16 protein-coding genes and 1 riboswitch are annotated in these 20,886 nt (G+C 67.7%); of the genes, 10 read left to right on the forward strand and 6 right to left on the reverse strand.

All coding sequences use genetic code 11. The annotated features are described in order from the left end of the window. Positions 1-383: 383 nt before the first annotated feature. Entirely contained in the window at positions 384-1,796 is a 1,413-nt protein-coding gene (locus N7367_RS16090) for a DEAD/DEAH box helicase (RefSeq protein WP_065175363.1), read from the forward strand. A gap of 113 nt (positions 1,797-1,909) precedes the next feature. On the opposite strand, the gene N7367_RS16095 is transcribed toward N7367_RS16090, so the two are convergent. Together N7367_RS16095 and N7367_RS16100 are read right to left on the reverse strand one after the other, a co-directional pair. Beyond that, positions 1,910-4,504, reverse strand: coding sequence for a M14 family zinc carboxypeptidase (locus N7367_RS16095; protein WP_279942772.1), 2,595 nt, complete (start codon positions 4,502-4,504; stop codon positions 1,910-1,912). 73 nt (positions 4,505-4,577) lie between these two features. Further along, a complete protein-coding gene (locus N7367_RS16100; RefSeq protein WP_164150972.1) occupies positions 4,578-7,217 on the reverse strand; it encodes a TonB-dependent receptor in 2,640 nt (879 codons plus the stop codon). A 192-nt stretch (positions 7,218-7,409) separates the two neighbouring features. On the opposite strand from N7367_RS16100, the gene queD reads away from it, so the two are divergent. Together queD and N7367_RS16110 are read left to right on the forward strand one after the other, a co-directional pair. Beyond that, the gene (queD, locus tag N7367_RS16105; RefSeq protein WP_065175366.1) at positions 7,410-7,772 is read left to right on the forward strand and encodes a 6-carboxytetrahydropterin synthase QueD; all 363 of its coding nucleotides are present in this window, start codon (positions 7,410-7,412) and stop codon (positions 7,770-7,772) included. 115 nt (positions 7,773-7,887) lie between these two features. Continuing rightward, complete coding sequence (locus tag N7367_RS16110) at positions 7,888-8,241, forward strand: phasin family protein (RefSeq protein WP_065175367.1); 354 nt, start codon at positions 7,888-7,890, stop codon at positions 8,239-8,241. Between the two features lie 1,058 nt (positions 8,242-9,299). Here the strand turns inward: N7367_RS16110 and N7367_RS16115 are convergent. Next, on the reverse strand, positions 9,300-10,775 hold the full coding sequence (locus N7367_RS16115) for a HAMP domain-containing sensor histidine kinase (protein WP_279942773.1): 1,476 nt from the start codon (positions 10,773-10,775) through the stop codon (positions 9,300-9,302). Continuing rightward, positions 10,772-11,491 (reverse strand): response regulator transcription factor, encoded by a 720-nt coding sequence (locus tag N7367_RS16120; RefSeq protein ID WP_053518291.1) that lies wholly within the window; start codon positions 11,489-11,491, stop codon positions 10,772-10,774. The genes N7367_RS16115 and N7367_RS16120 overlap by 4 nt, the downstream gene beginning before the upstream one ends. A gap of 141 nt (positions 11,492-11,632) precedes the next feature. Here N7367_RS16120 and msrB point away from each other — a divergent pair, with 141 nt between their 5' ends. The 4 genes from msrB (at position 11,633) to N7367_RS16140 (ending at position 16,328) form a co-directional block, all read left to right on the forward strand. Continuing rightward, positions 11,633-12,211, forward strand: a complete 579-nt coding sequence (gene msrB / locus N7367_RS16125) for a peptide-methionine (R)-S-oxide reductase MsrB (RefSeq protein WP_053518289.1) — start codon at positions 11,633-11,635, stop codon at positions 12,209-12,211. Next, the gene (locus tag N7367_RS16130) at positions 12,211-13,980 is read left to right on the forward strand and encodes a cytochrome c biogenesis protein DipZ (RefSeq protein ID WP_279942774.1); all 1,770 of its coding nucleotides are present in this window, start codon (positions 12,211-12,213) and stop codon (positions 13,978-13,980) included. The genes msrB and N7367_RS16130 overlap by 1 nt, the downstream gene beginning before the upstream one ends. Positions 13,981-13,994: 14 nt before the next feature. Beyond that, positions 13,995-14,732 (forward strand): peptide-methionine (S)-S-oxide reductase MsrA, encoded by a 738-nt coding sequence (gene msrA / locus N7367_RS16135; protein WP_279942775.1) that lies wholly within the window; start codon positions 13,995-13,997, stop codon positions 14,730-14,732. A 153-nt stretch (positions 14,733-14,885) separates the two neighbouring features. Further along, on the forward strand, positions 14,886-16,328 hold the full coding sequence (locus N7367_RS16140) for a PLP-dependent aminotransferase family protein (RefSeq protein WP_279942776.1): 1,443 nt from the start codon (positions 14,886-14,888) through the stop codon (positions 16,326-16,328). Between the two features lie 34 nt (positions 16,329-16,362). Here the strand turns inward: N7367_RS16140 and bioD are convergent, their stop codons facing one another. Further along, on the reverse strand, positions 16,363-17,049 hold the full coding sequence (gene bioD / locus N7367_RS16145) for a dethiobiotin synthase (protein WP_193396642.1): 687 nt from the start codon (positions 17,047-17,049) through the stop codon (positions 16,363-16,365). A gap of 67 nt (positions 17,050-17,116) precedes the next feature. On the opposite strand from bioD, the gene N7367_RS16150 reads away from it, so the two are divergent. After that, positions 17,117-17,599 (forward strand): GAF domain-containing protein, encoded by a 483-nt coding sequence (locus N7367_RS16150; RefSeq protein WP_193396641.1) that lies wholly within the window; start codon positions 17,117-17,119, stop codon positions 17,597-17,599. Continuing rightward, the gene (locus N7367_RS16155) at positions 17,596-17,958 is read left to right on the forward strand and encodes a TfoX/Sxy family protein (protein WP_197600648.1); all 363 of its coding nucleotides are present in this window, start codon (positions 17,596-17,598) and stop codon (positions 17,956-17,958) included. The genes N7367_RS16150 and N7367_RS16155 overlap by 4 nt, the downstream gene beginning before the upstream one ends. A 15-nt stretch (positions 17,959-17,973) precedes the next feature. On the opposite strand, the gene N7367_RS16160 is transcribed toward N7367_RS16155, so the two are convergent. Beyond that, positions 17,974-18,552, reverse strand: a complete 579-nt coding sequence (locus N7367_RS16160; protein WP_065175373.1) for a histidine phosphatase family protein — start codon at positions 18,550-18,552, stop codon at positions 17,974-17,976. A 152-nt stretch (positions 18,553-18,704) separates the two neighbouring features. Continuing rightward, positions 18,705-18,927, forward strand: a riboswitch (cobalamin riboswitch). Between the two features lie 115 nt (positions 18,928-19,042). On the opposite strand from N7367_RS16160, the gene btuB reads away from it, so the two are divergent. Continuing rightward, positions 19,043-20,884, forward strand: coding sequence for a TonB-dependent vitamin B12 receptor (gene btuB / locus N7367_RS16165; protein ID WP_279942777.1), 1,842 nt, complete (start codon positions 19,043-19,045; stop codon positions 20,882-20,884). Positions 20,885-20,886 lie beyond the last annotated feature (2 nt).

Below are 20,886 nucleotides of genomic sequence, written 5' to 3' on the forward strand. Positions count from 1 at the left end.
GGACCCACCCCGCCTACCTTCAGGAAGCCCGCTTTTGACGTTGACGTTGACGTGGCTTCGGCCTCTGCGGGTGCAGGGCGCAGCCCTGCAGAGAGAACCCTTACCTGAACAGGCCTTTTTGCGTGAAGTCTCAAACATCGTTTAGACTTGCGGAGTCTGCAGCGGCCGTCCGTTTCCCTCCGGGATCGCCGGCGACCAGGGTCCGCCCTCTTCGCCCGCCCCCACTCCGACGCCGTTCGTCACGCATTCCAGCCTGCGCTTCGTGCCGGCTGCACCCAATTCTCGCAGCGCGGTTCACGGGAACGCTCCGAGTCAGCCGATCAGTTTGATCTGCCCCCGTCTGTCCATTCGGACAGGCGTTTCTTGTACTTGGAGCACACTCGATGTCTTTTGAATCGCTGGGCCTGGCGCCCTTCCTGCTGCGTGCGCTGGCCGAGCAGGGCTACGAAAACCCGACCCCGATCCAGCAGCAGGCGATCCCGCTGGCGCTGGCCGGTCGCGACCTGCTGGCCGGCGCACAGACCGGTACCGGCAAGACCGCAGCCTTCGGCCTGCCGCTGCTGCAGCATCTGGGCACCGCGCCGCAGGAAGTGCGTGGCGGTGGCCCGCGCAAGCCGCGCGCACTGATCCTGGCCCCGACCCGCGAGCTGGCCACCCAGGTTCATGACAGCCTGCGCGGCTACAGCAAGTATCTGCGCATCCCCAGCGCCTGCATCTACGGCGGCGTCGGCATGGGCAACCAGCTGGACATCCTGCGCCGTGGCGTGGACCTGCTGGTGGCCTGCCCGGGCCGCCTGATCGATCACCTGGAGCGTCGCAGCATCGACCTGTCCGGCATCGAACTGCTGGTGCTGGACGAAGCCGACCGCATGCTTGACATGGGCTTCCTGCCGTCGATCAAGCGCATCCTGGCCAAGCTGCCCAAGCAGAACCGTCAGACCCTGCTGTTCTCGGCCACGTTCGAGGACAACATCCGCCAGCTGGCGCTGGAGTTCATGCGCAACCCGGAACAGATCCAGGTGACGCCGAAGAACACCGTGGCCGAGACCATCACCCATCGCGTGCATCCGGTCGACGCCGGCCGCAAGCGCGACCTGCTGCTGCACCTGCTGGCACAGGACAGCCGTGAGCAGACCCTGGTGTTCGCCCGGACCAAGCACGGCAGCGACAAGCTGGCCGCGTTCCTGGAGAAGTCGGGCATCAAGACCGCGGCGATCCATGGCAACAAGAGCCAGGGCCAGCGGCTGCGTGCGCTGGGTGACTTCAAGGCCGGTCGCGTGACCGTGCTGGTGGCCACCGACATCGCGGCGCGAGGCATCGACATCAACGAGCTGCCGAAGGTGATCAACTTCGACCTGCCGATGGTCGCCGAGGATTACGTGCACCGCATCGGCCGTACCGGCCGCAACGGCTCCACCGGCCAGGCGATCTCGCTGGTGGCGCAGGACGAGGTCAAGCTGCTGCGCGCAATCGTGCGCCTGCTCGGACGCGACATGGACATCCGCGATGTGCCGGGCTTCGAACTGCAGGTGCCGATCCGCTGGGGCAACAGTGCGCCGGGCAAGGCCGAGCACGACACCGGCGAGCGCGCCCCGCGCAAGAGCCACGCGCGACGTCCGCACGGCGATGCGCCGCGCCATGCCCACGCCGGCCCGAAGAAGGCCGGTGGTGGCCGTCGTGAGGGCGGTGGCAACGGCCAGCAGCGTGCCGGCGCTGGTCAGGGCCAGCGTCGTGGCGGAGGCGGCAACGGCGGTGGTCGTGGCCGCGGCCAGGGCGGCGGCGGTCGCGCCGGCTGATCCTGACTGACAGGAATGAGGCGTCCCGCTGCGCGGGGGGCCTCATATCGGGGACGGCGCTGGCGCGCCGTCCCTTTTTTGTTGCCCGCGCATCGAACAAGGCGCCAGACGCCTCACCCGCGCGCTTTCGCCGGATTCGCCAGATTCCCGAAGAAGATCGCATTGATCAGCAGTCGATCCGTGCCATGCCAGTACTTGCGGTGTGCCGGATCATCGGCGAACAGCACCACGTTGCCCTTTCCCTGGGCCGACACCAGCAGCCACGCACTGCCTGCCACCCGCGCACGATTGCGCTCGGACAGGTAACCGTTGACCCGTGGTGACGCGTCGATGCGCACCACCGTCGAGAACGGATTCGCACTCGGCTGCAGCGTCACGCTGTTTTCCTTGTTCACCGCCAGCTGCCGGCCCGGCACGCCGAACGCCAGGGGATGGCTGGTATCGACATCGGCGCTGAGGATGTTGCCGCTCACCCGCTCGATCGCAGCGATGTCGCGCTGGTCACCGAAGGCGCGACGGGATTCGTCGCCGGCCTCTTCGTCCTTGCCGGTCTTCTCGCCATCGGCGAGCTTCTGCTCGATCGCCCACTTCGACGCGCTGCCATAGGTCACCAGCGAGCCGCCGGCCTGCACCCAGCGCTTCAGTGCGGCCACCGCGGTCGCATCGACACTGCTGTAGGTGCCACCGGACAACACGAGCGTGGTATAGCGATCCAGCGGAACCTTGCCCAGCTGCTGCGGATCCAGCTTGCTGGCCGGCAGGTGCAGGTGCTGGTCCAGCAGGAACCAGGCCGATCCGATCTCGGTGGCCGCCACGCCTTCGCCCATCACCAGTGCCACGACCGGCTTGCGCAGTGCCTTCACGCCATCGCTGCCGAGATCGATGCCCTCGCGGCTGCGGCCACTCGACAACGCATGCACCCGTACGCCTGAAGCACGCGCCGCCGCGGCCACCGCGTCGAGCAGCGCCGCCCCCTGCAGTGGCTGGCCGGCGACCGGAACGACGATGCTGCCGGCCGCGAAAGCCACGTCGCCCTGTGCGGTTCCGGCGGTGAACGGCTGGAATGCAGCGCGGGCGGCCAGTCCCCTGCCCTGCAGCTCGGCCAGCGCACGGCTGGCGTTGTAGTCACGCCAGTCGATGGCATAGGCGAACGCCGCCTGGCCGCCGACGACCGCGCCCTGCAGTGGTGGCAGCTCGCTCACCTGTGCACCGCCGTCGATGCGGCTGCGGCTGCCGGCGAAGACCACGCCGTAGGCTGGCGCAATAGCGTAGCTGGTGCTGCCATAGAACACGTCGCCCTTGATCGGCGGCGTCTCGGCGAAGATCGAGTGCACCAGGCGGAACTGCGCCTGCTGCACGGGCACGACATAGGCACTGCCTGCCTGGAAGCGCTTCCCCTCGACGGTGACATCGCGATCCAGCGCGCGTACCTCGATCCGGTGCAGGAGCAGCAGTTCAAGCAGGCGCCGGGTCAACGCCGGATCATGCGCGTCGCCGAACACGAAGGTCTTCTGCGGCTGCTGCGCGGCCTGCTTCAATGCGCTCTGGAAGAAGGTCTTCTGCAGGTCGAACAGGCCACTGCGCTCGGCCACCGCACCGCGCACCGTGCCCAGGCCGGTGGCGACCTGATTGCGGATGGTGAACGGGAAGGTCAGCAGCCCGTTCACCGACTCCTGCACCCGTCCCCGCGAACTGGCCTGCTCGACGGTGACACCGACCGCGCCATGGAAGTCCGGATAGGTCGAGCCATACACCGGCGAGAAGTTGTCGAAATTCTCCCCCGTGTAGTACAGCGACCCCAGTGCGTCCAGCGCCTGTGCGTGGTACGTGGCCAGCGTCCTGTTGAACTCGTAGGAGGCGGCCGGGATCAACGGGCTGTGCATGCTCTTCGGCGAAGGCTCGAAGTAGTACGTGCTGTCCTTGCCCATCTCGTGGAAGTCGATCTGCACGTTCGGGTACCACTGGTGGAAGGCGGCCACCTTCGGCCGCGAATCCTGCTGGGTCAGCGCCAGCCAGTCGCGGTTGAGATCGGTGAAGTAATGGTTGGTACGGCCCTGCGGGAACGGCTCGACATGCTCCTTGTCAGCCGGATCGGCCGAGGCCGGGTCCGATGCCCAGGCGTTGTGCCAGTTGGCGGCACGGTCGCGTCCGTCCGGATTCTGCGCCGGGTCGAACAGCACCACCGCCTGCTGCAGCCATTGCTGGGTTTCACTGCTGCGATTGGCCACCAAGTAATACGCGGTGAGCATCGCCGCTTCGCCGCTGGAGGTTTCATTGCCATGCACACTGTAGCCCAGCCAGACCACCACCGGGCTGTCACCGGCTGCGCTGCGCGGTTGTGCCGGATCGACCAGGGTCGCGTGCTGCTGGCGGATCTGTTCCAACCGCGCCTGGTTGCTGGCCGCGGTGATGGTGGCAATCAGCAGGGGGCGGCCTTCATAGCTGCGTCCAATGTGCTGGACGCGGATCCTGTCCGAATGCCTGGCCAGTTCCTCGAAATAGGCGACCAACTGGTCGTGGCGGGTGTAGCGGCTGCCGATCGGATAGCCGAGGAACTGCTCCGGCGTGGGAATGGCGCTGTCGAACGCGCCGGCCTCGCTGGCCTGCGGGAAGAAATAGGCGCTCTGCGCCTGCGCGGACAACGCGGGGAACACTGCGCTGGCAGCGGCGATCAGCAACGGAAGAACGGCACGGCGGTGGAAGGACACGGTGACTCCCCGGAAACAGGACGGCAGAGGGCAACGTGGCCGGTCACGGCAGGTGACCGGCCACGGCGGTGGATCAGAAGCGGTAGTCGAAGCCCAGCGTGAAGTAGCGACCCCGCAGGTCGTACTGGGTGAAGTCATACGGCGCACGGATGCCCGGGAACGACGCATCGTAGGGCGGCGTCTTGTCACCCAGGTTCTGCACCTTGGCGTACAGGGTCAGGCTGTCGATGCCGGTGTACCCCAGGTACAGGTCGTACTGGCTGTAGCTGCCGACACGCTGCTGCACTGCCTTGGCGGCGGTACTGGCTTCCTGCCGATAGCTGCTGGTGTAGTACCAGGTCACCGCCGCGTTGAAGTCGCCGTACTTCCAGTCCAGCGTGGTGGTGGCCTTGTCCTTGGGCAGGGTGGCGCCGAGGTTGCTGCCGGCGTAGTCGACCAGGGGCCCACCGACCACGGTCGGACGGCGGTAGTCACGGACGTGGGTGTAGGCCGAAGACAGGGTGAAATCTCCCAGGCGCGCCGTCGGAATGCGCTGGCGCAGTTCCACGTCGATGCCCGATGTCTTCAGCTCGCTCAGGTTCTGGTAGCGGTTGTAGACGGCCTGCAGCTTGCCGCGCTCATCGCGCTGCACGGCACCGGCGACGTTGTCGTTGATCAGCGTCTGGGTGTTGTTGGTGCCGACCAGGTTGTCGAGCTGGATACGGTAGTAGTCGACACTCAGATTGGTGTTTGCCCACGGTGACAGCACCACGCCGAAGTTCACGCTCCTGGTGCGCTCCGGCTTCAGGTCACTGTTACCCACGGTGAAGAACGTCGGGCTCTGCCGCGAGCCCGGCACATCCGGGTCGCGCGGATCGACCACGCTGCCGTAGGAGATGCTGGTGCTGTTGGAGTTCTCCGACAGCGAGGGCGCACGGAAGCCCTTCGAGGCCGACGCGCGCACCAGCAGGAAGTCCAGCGGTTGCCAGCGCAGTCCGAGCTTCGGCGAGAACGCATCGCCGAAGTCATCGTAGTGATCGGCACGCGCAGCGGCGGACAGTTCCAGGGTCGAGGCCAGCGGCACGTTCACTTCCGCGTACGCAGCGCTGACCTGGCGCTCGCCGTGCACCTCGGCGATGGCCGGACGCACCTGCAGGCCGGCATCGATCTGCCAGGGGTTGTTCGAATCGAGCTTCTCGCGGCGCCACTCGGCGCCAGCGGCAAAGCCGATGTCACCGGCCCAGGTGCGGCCCAGGCTGCCCGAGATCTTCGCATCGACACCCTGCAGCTTCGATTCGGCCGGACGCAGCGTGGCGATGTTGATCGCATCACGCACCGACTGCGGGGTGGCCGCCGGGTCGAGCAGATTGTAGCTGCCGCTGGCCAGCGCATCGGCCAGCGCCCAGCGGTTGGCGAAGCCGCCCGAGACGGTCTCACGCTCGCTGCTGCGCGCACCGAACGCCGCCACTTCCCAGTCCCAGTTGGCAGTGGTGCCGCGCAGGCCGAACACGCCGCGATAGGCGGTGGAGCGGTTGGTCTTGATGGTGCCGCCGAGATCGAAGAACGTGTACTCGATTGGCACGGCACGCCCGTAGGGATTGTACGGATTGCCCGCCGGCAGCTGCGACGACACCGGCTCGGCCAGGCCGGTCTCGGCATTCAGGGCGAAGCGGCCGCTTTCCAGGGTGAAGAACGGGCTGCTGCCGAACCAGGCCGCGCTCTTGATCTGGCTGTACAGCACTTCACCGAACGCTTCGACGTTGTCGCCCAGGCGGAAGGTGCCGTTGGCATAGGCCTGGTAGCGCTTCGTGGATGGAATCAGCGTGGTGTACGGCGCTTGGTTGAAGCCGCAGGTGTCGCCAGCCAGGCCGTCGATCGGAGCGCTCGCGACGCGCGTGGTCCCGGTGGGGCAGTTGCCGCTGGCGTCGAGCATCGGCACCGACACGCCATTGATCAGATAGCGCGCACCCTTGGCCGACCAGCCGTTCCAGCGCCCGCCCGGCAGGTCGGTGTAGATGCCGCTCTTGGTCAGATCGCGCTCGTCCTGATCCAAGCGGTCGCGGTTGTAGCCCTGCAGACTGAACAGGATGTTGTAGCCATCGCTGTCCAGATCACCGAGGCCACCCACGAACTTCAGGTTCTGCTCGCGCAGGCCCCCTTGGTCGGCGCCTCCGAAGCTGCCACCGATCTCGGCACCTTCGAAGTTCTGGCGGGTGATGATGTTGACCACGCCGGCCACGGCATCGGAACCATACACGGCCGAAGCACCATCCTTGAGCACTTCGATGCGCTCGACCGCAACCAGCGGCAGGGCATTGAGGTCGACGAAGGTATCGGACAGGCCACCGGCCGGGAAGCCGTAGTTCGCCACGCGACGGCCGTTGAGCAGCACCAGCGTGTTCTTCGGTGACAGGCCGCGCAGGCCGATGCTGGCCGAGCCGGAGGCCCAGCCGTTGTTGGTGGTCTCGTTGTTGGCATTGCCGGTGTTGGCGGAGATCGAGCGCAGCACATCGGCGACGGTGGCCTTGCCGGTCTGTTCCAGCTGCTGGCGGCCGATTACCTGCACCGGATTGGACGCCTCGGTATCGGCGCGCTTGATGTTGGAGCCGGTGACGCGGACGGCGGCCAGGGTACTGGCTTCGCCACTGGCGGCAGCGGTGGTTTCGGCGGCGGCGGACAATGGCGCGGCCAGAGCGGCGGCCAGGGCCGCCACGAGCAGGGTGTGCTGGGGCATGACGATGTGTGGGGTGGTGGTAGGGCGACGAAGTTCCGCAGTAATCCATGACTGGCCGGGGTCCGACCAATAACATCTCTTCATACGGATATAAGAGAAGCTAACATCTCTTCATCCGGATGGAAATAGTCACTCCACTTCGGGGCGGCGCGATCCCGGTCGGATGCGACAGCAGCGGCGTACAATCCGCTCATGGAAATCTTCAAAGTCTTCATGCTTGAGGCGGCCCACCGCCTCCCGAACGTACCGCCGGGGCACAAGTGCGCGCGCCTGCATGGCCACTCCTTCCGGGTGGAACTGAAGGTCGAGGGCGAACCCGGCGCGCAGACCGGCTGGATCATGGATTTCGGGGACGTGAAGGCGGCCTTCCAGCCGATCTACGAACGCCTGGACCACCACTACCTCAATGACATCCCCGGCCTGGAAAACCCGACCAGCGAGAACCTGGCGGTGTGGATCTGGAACGAACTCAAGCCCGCGCTGCCGGCGCTGAGCGAGATCACGGTCCACGAGACCTGCACCTCCGGCTGCCGGTACCGGGGCCCCAGCACCTGAACAACTCATTGATATCTAAAGATTTCTAAAGGCGCCTTGGGCGCCTTTATGATTTTTGTTGCAATGCGGCATCATCGGCGTATGCTGCAATGCATCAAGTCCTTTCCTGACGCCCATGACCGCCGCCTTCAGCGATCGCTTCAGTGATGCCACCCGCCAGCTGGCCGCCGCCGCAACGCGCGCGAACCGGTTGGCGCTGGAGAACGCTGAAAGCATGTTCGGCGTGCAGCTGAAGGCACTGGAACGCAACCTGACCGCGACCGGCGGCTGGCTCGGCGAGCTGGCACGAAGCGAAGATCCGGCCGGATTGCTGTCGCAGGGCGCTCAGCTGTGGCAGGACAACCTGCAGCGGTTTGGGCAGGCCCAGCAGGACGTGGTCGGTCTTGGCCTGCTGGCTGGACGCTCCTGGTCCGAGCTGGTGCAGGGCTACAACGAATCAACAGCGGACGCGACCGGCCACACGCCCTGACGCGACGCTTTCGCTCATTGCATGGGTCCCTCCCCCCATGCAATCCGGACCCGGCAGATCCCTCCCTCTGCCGGGTCTTTTTTTATTCCTCGCCTGCGTGCAGATGCGCGTCTTCGCCCGAGCAGATCGCGAGCGCAAAGGCCTCGCGTCGGCCCGCAGCATGTGGGCAAATGTCCCCCGGCGCATGTTCGCACCTCTGCGCACCGATAACCCCTGCACGCCGGGTGGATGCCCTTGCGTGCGAAGTAAAGGAGGAGGTGACGGCCACCGGCCGGCGCCGGGGGACATTCGCACGCAAAGGCATCCGCCCGGCGCCACACGGAAAAACGCACACACCTGCGCACAGGCAGCCCCAGCCCGAGCGATGCCATGCCAGTGCGGATACCTCCCCATGACGTCCCCACCTGCCCACCAGGCACGGTGCCGTCGTCCGCACACCGCTGCGTGCCGATAACCCCTCAACGCCGGGCGGATGCCCTTGCGTGCGAAGTAAAGGAGGAGGTGACGGCCAACGGCCGGCGCCGGGGGACATTCGCACGCAAGGGCATCCGCCCGGCGCCACAGAAAAAACGAACACACGCACAGGCAGCCTCAACCGAGCGATCCCATGCCAGTGCGGATACCACGCCCGGACGTGTCCCACCTGCCCACCAGCACGGTGCCGTCATCCGCACACCGCTGCGTGCCGATGACCCCTCAACGCCGGGTGGATGCCCTTGCGTGCGAAGTAAAGGAGGAGGTGACGGCCAACGGCCGGCGCCGGGGGACATTCGCACGCAAGGGCATCCGCCCGGCGCCACCCGGAAAACGCACGCACCTACGCACAGGCAGCCTCAACCCGAGCCGTCCCATGACAGTGCGGAGTCCGCACACCGCTGCATGCCGACAGCCCCTGCTCGCCGGGTGGATGCCCTTGCGTGCGAAGTAAAGGAGGAGGTGACGGCCACCGGCCGGCGCCGGAGGACATTCGCACGCAAGGGCATCCGCCCGGCGCCACCCGGAAAAACGCACATACCTGCGCGAAGGGGCAAACACCGCCACCCGGAAACCAGCTGCGCCTAGGCCAACGCCGCCGACTCCGCCCGCGGCAGCTCGAACACGAACGTCGCCCCTGCCTCACTGTCGCGCAGCGCGATGCTGCGGCCATGCAGCTGCACGATACGCTGCACGATCAGCAGCCCCAAGCCACCGTTCTCGCCCCGTCGCGCCCCCAACGCAGCAGGCGCCTGGAACAGCTGCGCACGCACCGCAGCAGCAACGCCGGGACCGTCATCGGAGACGATCACCTCCACGCTGTCAGCCACCGCGCGCAGCCGCACCTCGATCCGCCCTCCCTCCGGCGCATGGCGCAGCGCGTTGTCGAGCAGGTTGGTCAGCACCCGCTCCACCAGACCCAGGTCCGCACGTACCAACGGCAACCCCTGCGGAAAATCCGCGTGCAGCTGCTGGCCGCGCGCCTGCGCCGCCAGCTCGAACTTCTGCAGCACGTCCTGCAGCAGCTCGGGCAGCGCGAACACCTCCCACTCCAGCCGCACCTCGCCGTGTTCCAGGCGTGCCAGCTCGAACAGCGCGCGCGCCAGTCGCCCGACCTTCGCACTCTGCGCCAGGGCAATGCCGAGATAGCGCCGGCGCTCCTCCGGCGACAGCGTCGCGTCCTTCAACGCCATCGTCTCAAGGTAGCCATGCAGTGAAGACAACGGCGTGCGCAGATCATGCGAAATGTTGGCCACCAGCTCGCGCCGCTGCAGGTCCTGCTGGCGCAGCTGCTGCCACTGCTCACCCAACCGCTGCGCCATCTGCGCATGTGCATGTTCGAGGATGACCAGTTCATCGCGCTCACCCGGCCGCAGCGGGCCGGGCGGCGGCAGCGGCGTCGGCGCATCGATGTCGAATGCCTGGATGCGACGTGTCAGGCGGCGCAGCGGCCGGGTCACCCAGTAGAACGCCACCAGGCCGGCCAGCAGGCCCAGGCTGCCCACCAGCATCACCGACCACAAAGTGGTGTTCCACTGGTTGCTGGCGGCGAGGTCGTCGGCGAGCATCTGCCGGTGCTCGCCCACCAGCACCACGTAGACGTAGCCGGCCTGCCGCCCCTGCACCACCAGCGGCGCCACGCTGAACACCTTGCGACCCTCGCTACTGCGCGGATCGTCGCCCAGGATGGGCAGCGGCGCGCCCGCCAGCAGACGGCGCAGCGGTGCCACGTCCACGCGGTTGCGCATCAGGTGCCCGCTGGGTGCGTCGTGGCCTAGAATGCGACCCTGGTCGTCCAGCAGGTACACCTCGACGCTGGGGTTGACCGCCATCAGTTGCCCGAACAGCGCACGCACCGCAGCATCGCGCATGCCGCTGGTATCCATCAGCTCACTGCGCTGCGCGATGTGCTCGGCCAGCCCCAGCGACAGCCGCTGCACGACTTCCTGCTCGTGCCGTGTGTTCGAGCGCATCTGCAGCGCCAGCAGCGCCATGCAGCACATCAGCATCAGCGCCGCGATCACCGCCGCCAGCTTCTGCCACAGGTTCGGCCGGATCATGCCGCCGCCCCGGCCGGGTCCACCAGCTTGTAGCCCCGGCCCCAGACCGTCAGCAATCGCCGCGGGTTGGCCGGATCGGTCTCGATCTTGCTGCGCAGGCGGTTGATATGGGTATTGACCGTATGCTCATAGCCATCGTGCTGGTAGCCCCAGACCTGGTTGAGCAGTTCCATCCGCGCGAACACCTGGCCGGGATGGCGCGCGAAGAACAGCAGCAGATCGAACTCGCGCGGCGTCAGTTCCAGCGGCTTGCCATCCACGTCGGCAGTACGCGCGACCGGGTCAAGCTGCAGTCCTCCCAGCTCGATGGCACCGGCATCGATGCGGGCGTTCTGCGCCATGGCCTCGGCACGACGCAGCAGGGCACGCACGCGCGCCACCAGCTCCGGCATCGAGAATGGCTTGGCCAGATAATCGTCCGCGCCGAGTTCCAGGCCGACGATGCGCTGGGTTTCGCTGCCGCGTGCACTGATGATGATGATCGGGACGTAGCGCGCCATCGCCCGTGCACGCTGGCAGACCTGCAGGCCATCGACGCCGGGCAGCATCACGTCCAGCACCAGCGCATCCCACGGGCCTTCCTGTTCGAGCAGGCGCAGCCCGCCATCACCGCTGTCGGCGTGGGCCACCTCATACCCCTCATCGCCCAGGTGCATGCGCAGCAGGTCGGCGATGTGGGCATCGTCTTCAACGATCAGGACACGTTTCGGGGACATCGGCAGCTCGGGCCAAGGGAGGCTGAGCGCATTGTGGCGCGGGAACGCCGCCGATACCTCACGAAAAATTGAATCCTGCGTGAGGATTCGTTGACCGGAGCAGGCGCAGCATGGCCCCGTCGCCCCTTCCCGGAGTCCGCCATGCCCCTCACCCGCCGCCATCTGCTGGGTCTGGGCGGTATCGCCACCACCGCCGGCCTGCTCGGTCTCGGGGCCTGCAGCCGCGCCGCGCCAGCGGCAGCAGAAACGCGCCCTGCGCGACAGTTCGAGATCATGCGCAGTGATGCTGACTGGCGCCAGCGGCTGACCCCGGCCCAGTACGCAGTGCTGCGCCAGCAGGCGACCGAACGCCCTTGGAGCAGCCCGCTCAACAAGGAACACCGGCAAGGCACGTTCACCTGTGCCGGCTGTGCGCTGCCGCTGTTCTCTTCGTCCACCAAGTTCGAGAGCGGTACTGGCTGGCCCAGCTTCTGGGCACCGTTGCACAACGCTATCGGTGAGGACCGCGACGTCACCTTTGGCATGCTGCGGGTGGAAGTGCATTGCCGCCGCTGCGGCGGCCATCTGGGCCATGTCTTCAACGACGGCCCACGCCCTACCGGCCTGCGCTACTGCATGAACGGCGCGGCGCTGGCCTTCCAGCCCGGACCTGCCGCGCATGACAGCGATGCGGGCTGGCGCGTGCCGGTGGGATCGTCCCCTGCTTCTGGAGCCCGATGATGCTGCTGTTGCTGCTTGCCTATCTTGGCGGTGTGCTGACCCTGCTCAGCCCCTGCATCCTGCCGGTGCTGCCGTTCGTATTCGCGCGTGCTGACCGCCCGTTCCTGCGCAGCACCCTGCCGCTGCTGCTGGGCATGGCGCTGACCTTCACCCTCGTCGCCAGCCTGGCGGCGGTCGGCAGCCAGTGGGTGGCGCAGGCCAACCAGATCGGCCGCTGGATCGCCCTGCTGCTGATGGCGCTGTTCGCGGTGGCGTTGCTGTGGCCCGCACTGGCAGACCATCTGCTGGCGCCGTTGCAGCGTGTCGGCGCGCGGTTGAGCGCACGCGCGGGCGCTGCCGATGCCGCCGGGCGCGGCGGTGCCTGGACGTCGCTGCTGATCGGCATCGCCACCGGCCTGCTGTGGGCCCCGTGCGCGGGCCCGATCCTTGGCCTGGTACTGACCGGGGCTGCGCTGCATGGCGCCAGCGCCAGCACCAGTACGCTGCTGCTTGCCTACGCGCTGGGTGCGGTCACCGCGCTGGCATTGGCGGTCTGGATCGGCGGCCGGGTGTTCCGCGCCCTGCAGGCACGGCTGGGGCTGGGCAATCTGCTCCGCCGCGTGCTCGGCGTCGCTGCGCTGCTGGCGGTCGTGGCCATTGCCCTGGGCTGGGACACCGGCCTGCTGACCCGGCTGTCCACCGTCAGCACCGCGCGTATCGAGCAGGGCCTGCTCGATGCGGTACCCGGCGCGCAGCCTTCTGCTCCGCCGATGATGATGATGGGCCCGGCCACTGCAGGCAGCGAGGCACCGCTGCCGGTGGAAGGCACGCTGCCCGCCCTGGACGGCGCCACCGGCTGGCTCAACAGCCCACCGCTGGACGCCACCCAGCTGCGCGGCAAGGTGGTTCTGATCGACTTCTGGACCTATTCCTGCATCAACTGCCTGCGTGCGATGCCGTTCGTGCACGAGTGGCAGCGGCGCTACCGCGATCACGGCCTGGTGGTGATCGGCGTGCACACCCCCGAGTTCGCCTTCGAACGCGACCCGCGCAACGTCATGAAGGCCGTGCAGCAGTTGAAGGTCGACTATCCCGTCGCGCTGGACAACCAGTACGCGATCTGGCGTGCGTTCAACAACCGCTACTGGCCCGCGCACTACTTCGTCGATGCGCAGGGCAACATCCGCGGCCATCAGTTCGGCGAGGGCAACTATGCGCGTTCGGAGCAGGTGATCCGCCGCCTGCTGGCCGAAGCCGGCCAGACCCGGCTGCCACCGCCGGCCGATCCGGCCGCAGCGGACCTGAAGGGCGTGGCCGCGCAGGCGGACATGGGCAACCTGCGCTCGCCGGAGACCTACCTGGGGCATGCGCGCGCCGAGCAGTTCGCCTCGCCAGGCGGGCAACGTGCGGACACGGCATTCGACTACGCGCTGCCACCCGCGCTGGCGCTGAACCAGTGGGGCCTCTCCGGCCGCTGGATCATCGACGACGAGGCGGCACGGCTGCAGCAGCCCGGAGGACGCATCGCCTTCCAGTTCCATGCCCGCGATCTGCATCTGGTGCTCGCGCCACGCCAGGACGGCACGCCGGTGCGCTTCCGCGTCTGGCTGGATGGTCGGCCGTTGCCCGCGGCCGACGCCGGCAGCGACGTTGGCAGCGATGGCAGCGGCGTGATCGACGAACACCGTCTGTACCAGCTGGTGCGCCAGCGCGGCGCCGTCGCGCCACACCGCTTCGAGATCGAATTCCTCGATGCCGGCGCCCAGGCCTACGCCTTCACCTTCGGTTGATCCGGGAGGACACGATGAAGATTTCGTTCGAACAGGGGATCGCCGCCGGCATTGCCGGGCTGGTCGCTACCGCACTGATTGCCGGGGTACTGCTGGTTGATCACGGTGCCATCGCCGCGCCGCTCGAGCGCAGCGCACAGGTGCAGGTGTTGCCTGCGCCCACCGGTGAAGCCGCATTCCGCGATGACGGCACGCACGCCAGCGTAGTGTTTGCCGGCGGCTGCTTCTGGGGCGTGCAGGGCGTGTTCCAGCACGTCAAGGGCGTGAGCAGCGCAGTCTCGGGCTACGTCGGCGGCAGCGCGGCGGATGCGCGCTATGAGCGTGTCAGCAGCGGACGCACCGGCCACGCCGAGGCGGTGAAGGTCGACTACGACCCGCGCCAGGTGAGCTACGGCCAGCTGATGCAGGTGTTCTTCTCGGTGGTGCATGACCCGACCCAGCTCGACCGGCAAGGCCCGGACCATGGCAGCCAGTACCGCTCGGCGATCTTCGTCGATGATCCCCGCCAGCAGGCGGCCAGCCGTGCCTACATCACCCAGCTGGGCCAGGCCGGAAGCTATCGCGCGCCCATCGTCACCCAGGTGGGGAGCGGCCAGCGCTTCTATCCGGCCGAGAGCTACCACCAGAACTACATGAGCAACTATCCGCAGGCGGCCTACATCCGCTACTACGATGCTCCGAAGCTGGCAGCACTGGGCAGGCAGTTCCCTGCCCTGTATCGCCGGGATCCGGTGCTGGTGCCGATGCGTTGACTGCATGGTGCGCCAGCCCATGCAAAAAAAAGGGCGCGCGGCCATCCAGCCGCGCGCCCTTGAAATATCGGCGGGCACCGATCAGGCCCTGCCGACGAGGACATGCTAGGCTCGGAATCCTCATGGGTACAGCACCAGATGCGGCCGGAACCGATGGATACAGATCAACGCAGCAGCGCGTCCGCTCCTCGCTACCAGCGGCTGTCCGATGAGCTGGCCGAGGCCATCCAGGGAGGGCGCCTGCCGGTCGGCAGCCGCCTGCCATCGCTGCGGCAGATGGCAGCACAGCGTCAGCTCAGCCTCAATACGGTGATCGCCGCCTACCGCCAGCTGGAAGACGCCGGCCTGGTGGTTCCGCGGCCAAAGGCAGGTTTCGAAGTGGCGCCGCGACTGTCAGTGCCGCAACGGTCGCTGCGCGATACCCCGTCGGCCCCCACCGCGCCGTTGCAGCAGGTGCTGATGGCACGCGTGCTGGAGGCGCAACGCCGTTCCGGGGTGATCGACCTCGCCTTCGCCGGGCCACGCGGGCGCCAGTTCTATCCTGGCGCCCAGCTGGCCCGGCACACCGCCCAGGTATTGCGCCACGGCCAGCAGACGGTCGAAACCTACGCACGCCCCAATGGCTCGCCGCGGCTGCTTGCGCAGATCGTGCGGCGCGGCCCGCGCATGGGCCTGCACACGCACAGCGATCGCCTGCTGCTGACCCACGGTGCGATGGAGGCGCTGCAGCTGGCACTGCGTGCGGTGACCCAGCCCGGCGATTCAGTGGGTATCGAAGCACCGTCGTACTTCAACCTGTATCCGCTGCTGGCCAACCTGGGCCTGCAGGCCATCGAACTGCCGACGCATCCGCAACAGGGCCTGGACGTCGATGCGTTGGAGGCGATGCTGGAGCACACACCGCTGGCCGCGCTGGTGCTGATGCCGACCGTGCACAATCCATTGGGCTGCACCATGCCGGTGGCGGCCAAGCAGCGTCTTGCCGAGCTGGTCAACGCGCGTCAGCTGCCGCTGATCGAGGATGCCGTGTACGCGGAACTGCAGTTCTGCGAGCCACCTGCGCCGCTGCTGAAGGCCTTTGACCGCGACGGCTGGGTGATGGTGGTCGGCGGTTTCTCGAAGACGCTGGCCCCGGACTATCGCATCGGCTGGCTCGACGGCGGGCGCTTCGCTGAACGCATCGCCCTGCTGAAGTTCCAGTCCACGGGCGGCGAGCCGCAGCTGCTGGGTGATGCCGTGGCCGCGTACCTGGAAGGGAGCGGATACGAACATCACCTGCACCGCATGCGGCGCCTGTATCGCGAGCAGGTGGGACGGCTGCGCCAGCTCGTGGCCGAGCATTTCCCGCCTGGCACACGCGCCACGGAACCACAGGGTGGCTTCCTGCTGTGGCTGGAACTGCCGGGCGTGGACACCCGCGCACTGTTCGAGCGGGCGCTGGAAGAGGGCATCGTGTTCATGCCCGGCCAGGTGTATTCGCGCGGTCCGCGCTACCGGCACTGCCTGCGGCTGTCGTGCTGCCAGACCTTCGACGCACGTTTCATCGCCGCCGTGGAGCGCCTGGGCGCCCTCGCGCGGGAGCTCGCGGCCGGTTGATCGCAGCGGGTCGCAGGCTCCGCTCTACGGGAACTCAGCCCTCATGCAGGTGCATCGCCAGGGCCTGAGCATCGGCGCCCGGCAGGTGCGGTAGCCGTCCCCAGCATGGCATCGGCAACCGCTGCACCAGCGTGGCCACGTTCTCGTCCTGGCGCTGCATGGCCGGATCGATGTGATTGCCGATCCAGCCCAGGCACTCCACGCCGCTGGCCTGCAAGGAGTGCGCGGTCAATCTCGCGTGGTTGACGCAGCCCAGCCGCAGGCCGACCACCAGCACGACCGGCAGACGCAGTGCCCGCACGATGTCGAGCTGGTCCAGGTGGGCGGAGACCGGCGCCAGCCATCCCCCTACGCCTTCCACCACCACCACGTCGGCGGTGGCACGCAGGCGCTCGAACGCGGCGACGATCGGTGCCAGGGCGATGTCCACCCCGTCCTCGGCCGCCGCCAGTTCGGGGGCGATCGGCTGCCGCAGGGCATAGGGATTCACGTCGACGTAGTCCGGCACCGGCCGACTGGCCGCCTGCAGCGCCAGCGCATCCTCGTTGCGCAGGCCCTGCCCCAGATCCTGGCTGCCACTGGCCACAGGCTTCATTCCGACCGCTCGCAGGCCACGCCGGCGCAGGGCGTGCAGCAGCGCGGTGCTGGCCGCCGTCTTGCCGATCTCGGTATCGGTGCCGGTGACGAACAGCGCGGATGGCAGGGCAGCGGGCAACGGCATCAAAGGCTCCAGCGGGGCAACAGAGCGTGCATTATCGCTGGCCCGGCACGCTTGCTAGACTGCGGTCATGTTCGCCAATGCCTCGCTTACCGGCAGCAAGCCGGAACAATACGCCCAGCTGCTTGACCAGGCCCGTGGCCTGGTCCATGGAGAGTCTGACCGCATCGCCAACGCGGCCAATCTCTCGGCGCTGGTCTTCCACGCCCTGCCCGACCTGAACTGGGTGGGTTTCTATCTCTACGATGGCCAGGAGCTGGTGGTCGGCCCGTTCCAGGGGCTGCCGGCCTGCGTGCGCATTCCGCTGGACAAGGGCGTGTGTGGTGCCGCGGCCCGCCAGCGCGTGACCCAGCGCGTCGACGATGTCGATGCCTTTCCGGGCCACATCGCCTGCGACTCGGCCTCCCGCTCGGAACTGGTCGTTCCGCTGCTGCGCGGCGATGAACTGATCGGAGTCTTCGACATCGACAGCCCGAAGACCGGTCGCTTCGATGCCGATGACCAGGCCGGACTGGAAGCCATCGCGCGCGTCTTCGTCGAGGCGCTGGGATGAGTGCGCCGAAGCTGCGCAACATCGGTCCGAAAAGTGCGGCGTGGCTGCGCCAGGTCGGTCTGCGCAGCCGTGACGATCTGGCCGCCGTCGGCGCGGTGGGTGCCTTCGTCAAGGTCAAGCGCGCCGGCTTCAAGCCCAGCCTGAACCTGCTCTACTCGCTGGAAGGCGCCCTGCTGGACTGCCATTGGCAGGAACTGAGCGAGCCGCAGCGCGAGGCGCTGGTGCAGGACTACGAAGCGCGCATCGCCGCGCACCCGCTGAAGGCGGCCGGCCCGGCCTCGGGGCCGGTGCACGAGCAGCGTTTCGACGCAGACGACGACGCAGAAGAAGACGTGGCCGGAAGCGCCGACGAGGACTGATCGGCGCCGGCCGGATCAGGGCTGCTGCAACTCCAGCAGCTCGCCCACCAGGCCTGCCTCACCACGCTCCAGCCTGACCCGCAGGCGCGTACCGTGGTCGATGCGCAGCGCCCAGCACAGCGACATCGGCAGGCCGCAGACCTGTGACAGCACCATGCGCAGCGGGCCACCGTGGCTGACCACGACGGTCGGCAGCGGGTCGTCATCGTCGAGCAGGCGGTCGAGCGCACGCGCGATGCGCCGCTCGAAGTGCCCCCAGCTTTCGCCGTTGGGCGGCGGATACGCATGCGGATCGGCATGGAATGCCGCCAACGCCTGCTCCGGCAGGTCGAACAGTGCCTGCCCGTCCCAGTCGCCGAAGTCGAGTTCTTCCCACTCCTCGTCCGCATCCACGTCCAGCCCGCGCGGGGTGGCCAGCGCCATCGCTGTGTGCAGTGACCGCAGGCGGGGCGAGCTGATCACCCGCTCCCAGGGCTGCGTGGCGTAGGCCTCCACCAGCTCCTGTGGCAGGCGGGCCAGCTGCGGTGGATCGCTGCGGCCATCGAGGTACTCGTCGCGACCGTTGCCGGCGTGGCGGACCAGGTCGAGGATCATGCATGCGTCCTGTGCAGGCAACGCGGGGACAGCGGAAAACGGGCGGACATCGGCAACGGCACCACGGGATCAAGCAGCAATTCTAGTGGCTGGGGATCATCAGCTCCACAGACATTGCCGCATATGCGCCGCACCGGGCATGCCGATGCCGTAGACTGCGCGCACTTCCAGGTGACCTGCGGCATGGCCGGCAGGTTGAAACGGGAAGCCGGTGACGCGTGAACCCACGCCATGCCGGCGCTGCCCCCGCAACGGTAAGCACGTCAGTTCCAGGCAAGACCGCCACTGTGCCAACAGCATGGGAAGGCGCCTGGACGGTGGCCTCGCGCCGCCTGGCGGCAAGCCCGGAGACCGGCCCGGAAGCCTCAGGTCGCGATGCGGTGGGCATGGCGCTGGATGTCCGCAGCATTGCCTGCGGCATCGGCGCTTGCCTGCCTCCGCGGCTCCTCCCCTTCGCCACGCGGGCGTGCGTGGCACCTGGAGTCCCCCGATGAAGCTGCAGTCCCGATTGCTTTCCCTGGCCGTATTGGCCGCCCTGCCCGCGTTGGCCCAGGCCGATGATGGCGCCCGCGCGCTCGATCCCATCCTGGTCACGGCCACCCGCACCCCCATCGCCCTGCAGGACAGCATCGCGCCTGCGCAGGTGATCGACCGGACGCAGATCGAGTCCAGCCAGGCCACTTCGCTGCAGGACCTGCTGCGTGGCCGCGCCGGCATCAACCTCACCAACGCCGGCGGCCTGGGCAAGCAGAGCTCGCTGTTCCTGCGCGGCACCAACTCCGGCCACACGGTGGTGCTGGTCGACGGCGTGCGCATCAACAGCGCCGATCTCGGCCTGGCGATGATCCAGGACCTGCCACTGGCGCAGATCGAACGCGTGGAGATCGTGCGCGGCCCGCAGTCCAGCCTGTATGGCGCCGACGCCATCGGCGGTGTGATCCAGATCTTCACCCGCCGCAACCAGGGCGACTTCGCGCCACATCTGCAGCTGGGCGGTGGCAGCAATGGCCTGCGTGAGGCCAGCGGCGGCATCGGTGGCAGCAGCGAACGCGGCTGGTTCGGCGCCGACATCGCCTACCAGCATTCCGATGGCATCGACGCCTGCCGGGGTTCGGCCACGCTGTTCACCGGCTGCTTCGCCGACGAGCCCGACCGCGACGGCTACCGCAACCTCTCCAAGAGCCTGCGCGGCGGCTACAACTTCAACGAGCAGTGGACGGTGGAGGGCAGCGCGCTGCGCGCCGACGGCCAGAACCACTACGACGGCTACTACAACTTCTCCGAGACGCGCCAGCAGGTACTGTCCGGCAAGGTCCGCTACACGCCGGCCGAACGGCTGGTGCTGACCGCCAGCGTCGGTCGCAGTGACAACGAATCGGACAACGTCGGCGCGGACGGCGTGCATGGCAGCGCGCAGACGCATCGTGACAGCGCGTCGCTGCAGGGCGACTTCGGCGTGGCCGAAGGCCAGCTGCTGAGTGCCGGTGTGGACTGGAGTGAGGACAACCTGGACGGCAGCAGTGCCGGCTATCGTGTCGACAGCCGTCGCAACACCGGTGTGTTCGTGCAGTACCAGGGGCGCTTCGGCCGGCACCAGTTGCAGGCCAGCGCGCGCAACGACGACAACGAGCAGTTCGGCAACCATGCCACCGGCAGCATCGGCTGGGCGATGGAGCTGGATCACGGCCTGCGCATCAACGCCAGCTACGGCACGGCCTTCAAGGCACCCACCTTCAGCGACCTGTATGACCCGTGGAGCGGCGTGCCGACACTGGATCCTGAGAAGTCGAAGAGCGCCAACCTGGGCATTTCGCAGCAGGGCCAGGGCTGGCGCTGGGGTCTGGATGTGTACGAGACCCGCATCGATGACCTGATCACCTACGATGCAGCCACCTTCAGGATGCAGCAGGTGGAGAAGGCGCGCATCCGCGGTGCTGAACTGACCGGCGGCGTCGTGCTGGCCGGCTTCGACATCGCTGCACAGCTGAGCTACACCGACCCGCACAACCGCACGAACGGCAGCAGCCAGTTCGACAACTGGCTGCCGCGCCGTGCACAGCAGACGGCACGGCTGGATGTGGATCGCCGCTTCGGCGCATTCCGTGCCGGCCTGACCGTACAGGGTGCGGGCAAGCGCTATGACGATGCCGCCAACACGGTGAAGGTCGGCGGCTATGGCACGTTGGATCTGCGCGCCGAGTACGCGCTCACGCCATCGTGGTCGCTGCTGGCCCGGGCAACCAATGTGTTCGACCGCAGGTACGAGACCGTGGCGTGGTTCAACCAGCCGGGCCGCGAGTATCAGCTGAGCGTGCGCTACCAGCCGAAATGAGC

It is taken from the genome of Stenotrophomonas sp. GD04145 (genome assembly GCF_029835135.1).
Classification (GTDB): Bacteria; Pseudomonadota; Gammaproteobacteria; order Xanthomonadales; family Xanthomonadaceae; genus Stenotrophomonas; species Stenotrophomonas maltophilia_P.

What these genes read in the sequence shown, in the direction of transcription:
- N7367_RS16090 (WP_065175363.1), top strand. Translation starts at nt 384, where the DNA reads ATGTCTTTTGAATCGCTGGGCCTGGCGCCCTTCCTGCTGCGTGCGCTG.
- N7367_RS16100 (WP_164150972.1), bottom strand. Translation starts at nt 7,217, where the DNA reads ATGCCCCAGCACACCCTGCTCGTGGCGGCCCTGGCCGCCGCTCTGGCC.
- queD (WP_065175366.1), top strand. Translation starts at nt 7,410, where the DNA reads ATGGAAATCTTCAAAGTCTTCATGCTTGAGGCGGCCCACCGCCTCCCG.
- N7367_RS16110 (WP_065175367.1), top strand. Translation starts at nt 7,888, where the DNA reads ATGACCGCCGCCTTCAGCGATCGCTTCAGTGATGCCACCCGCCAGCTG.
- N7367_RS16115 (WP_279942773.1), bottom strand. Translation starts at nt 10,775, where the DNA reads ATGATCCGGCCGAACCTGTGGCAGAAGCTGGCGGCGGTGATCGCGGCG.
- N7367_RS16120 (WP_053518291.1), bottom strand. Translation starts at nt 11,491, where the DNA reads ATGTCCCCGAAACGTGTCCTGATCGTTGAAGACGATGCCCACATCGCC.
- msrB (WP_053518289.1), top strand. Translation starts at nt 11,633, where the DNA reads ATGCCCCTCACCCGCCGCCATCTGCTGGGTCTGGGCGGTATCGCCACC.
- N7367_RS16130 (WP_279942774.1), top strand. Translation starts at nt 12,211, where the DNA reads ATGCTGCTGTTGCTGCTTGCCTATCTTGGCGGTGTGCTGACCCTGCTC.
- msrA (WP_279942775.1), top strand. Translation starts at nt 13,995, where the DNA reads ATGAAGATTTCGTTCGAACAGGGGATCGCCGCCGGCATTGCCGGGCTG.
- N7367_RS16140 (WP_279942776.1), top strand. Translation starts at nt 14,886, where the DNA reads ATGGATACAGATCAACGCAGCAGCGCGTCCGCTCCTCGCTACCAGCGG.
- bioD (WP_193396642.1), bottom strand. Translation starts at nt 17,049, where the DNA reads ATGCCGTTGCCCGCTGCCCTGCCATCCGCGCTGTTCGTCACCGGCACC.
- N7367_RS16150 (WP_193396641.1), top strand. Translation starts at nt 17,117, where the DNA reads ATGTTCGCCAATGCCTCGCTTACCGGCAGCAAGCCGGAACAATACGCC.
- N7367_RS16155 (WP_197600648.1), top strand. Translation starts at nt 17,596, where the DNA reads ATGAGTGCGCCGAAGCTGCGCAACATCGGTCCGAAAAGTGCGGCGTGG.
- N7367_RS16160 (WP_065175373.1), bottom strand. Translation starts at nt 18,552, where the DNA reads ATGATCCTCGACCTGGTCCGCCACGCCGGCAACGGTCGCGACGAGTAC.
- btuB (WP_279942777.1), top strand. Translation starts at nt 19,043, where the DNA reads ATGAAGCTGCAGTCCCGATTGCTTTCCCTGGCCGTATTGGCCGCCCTG.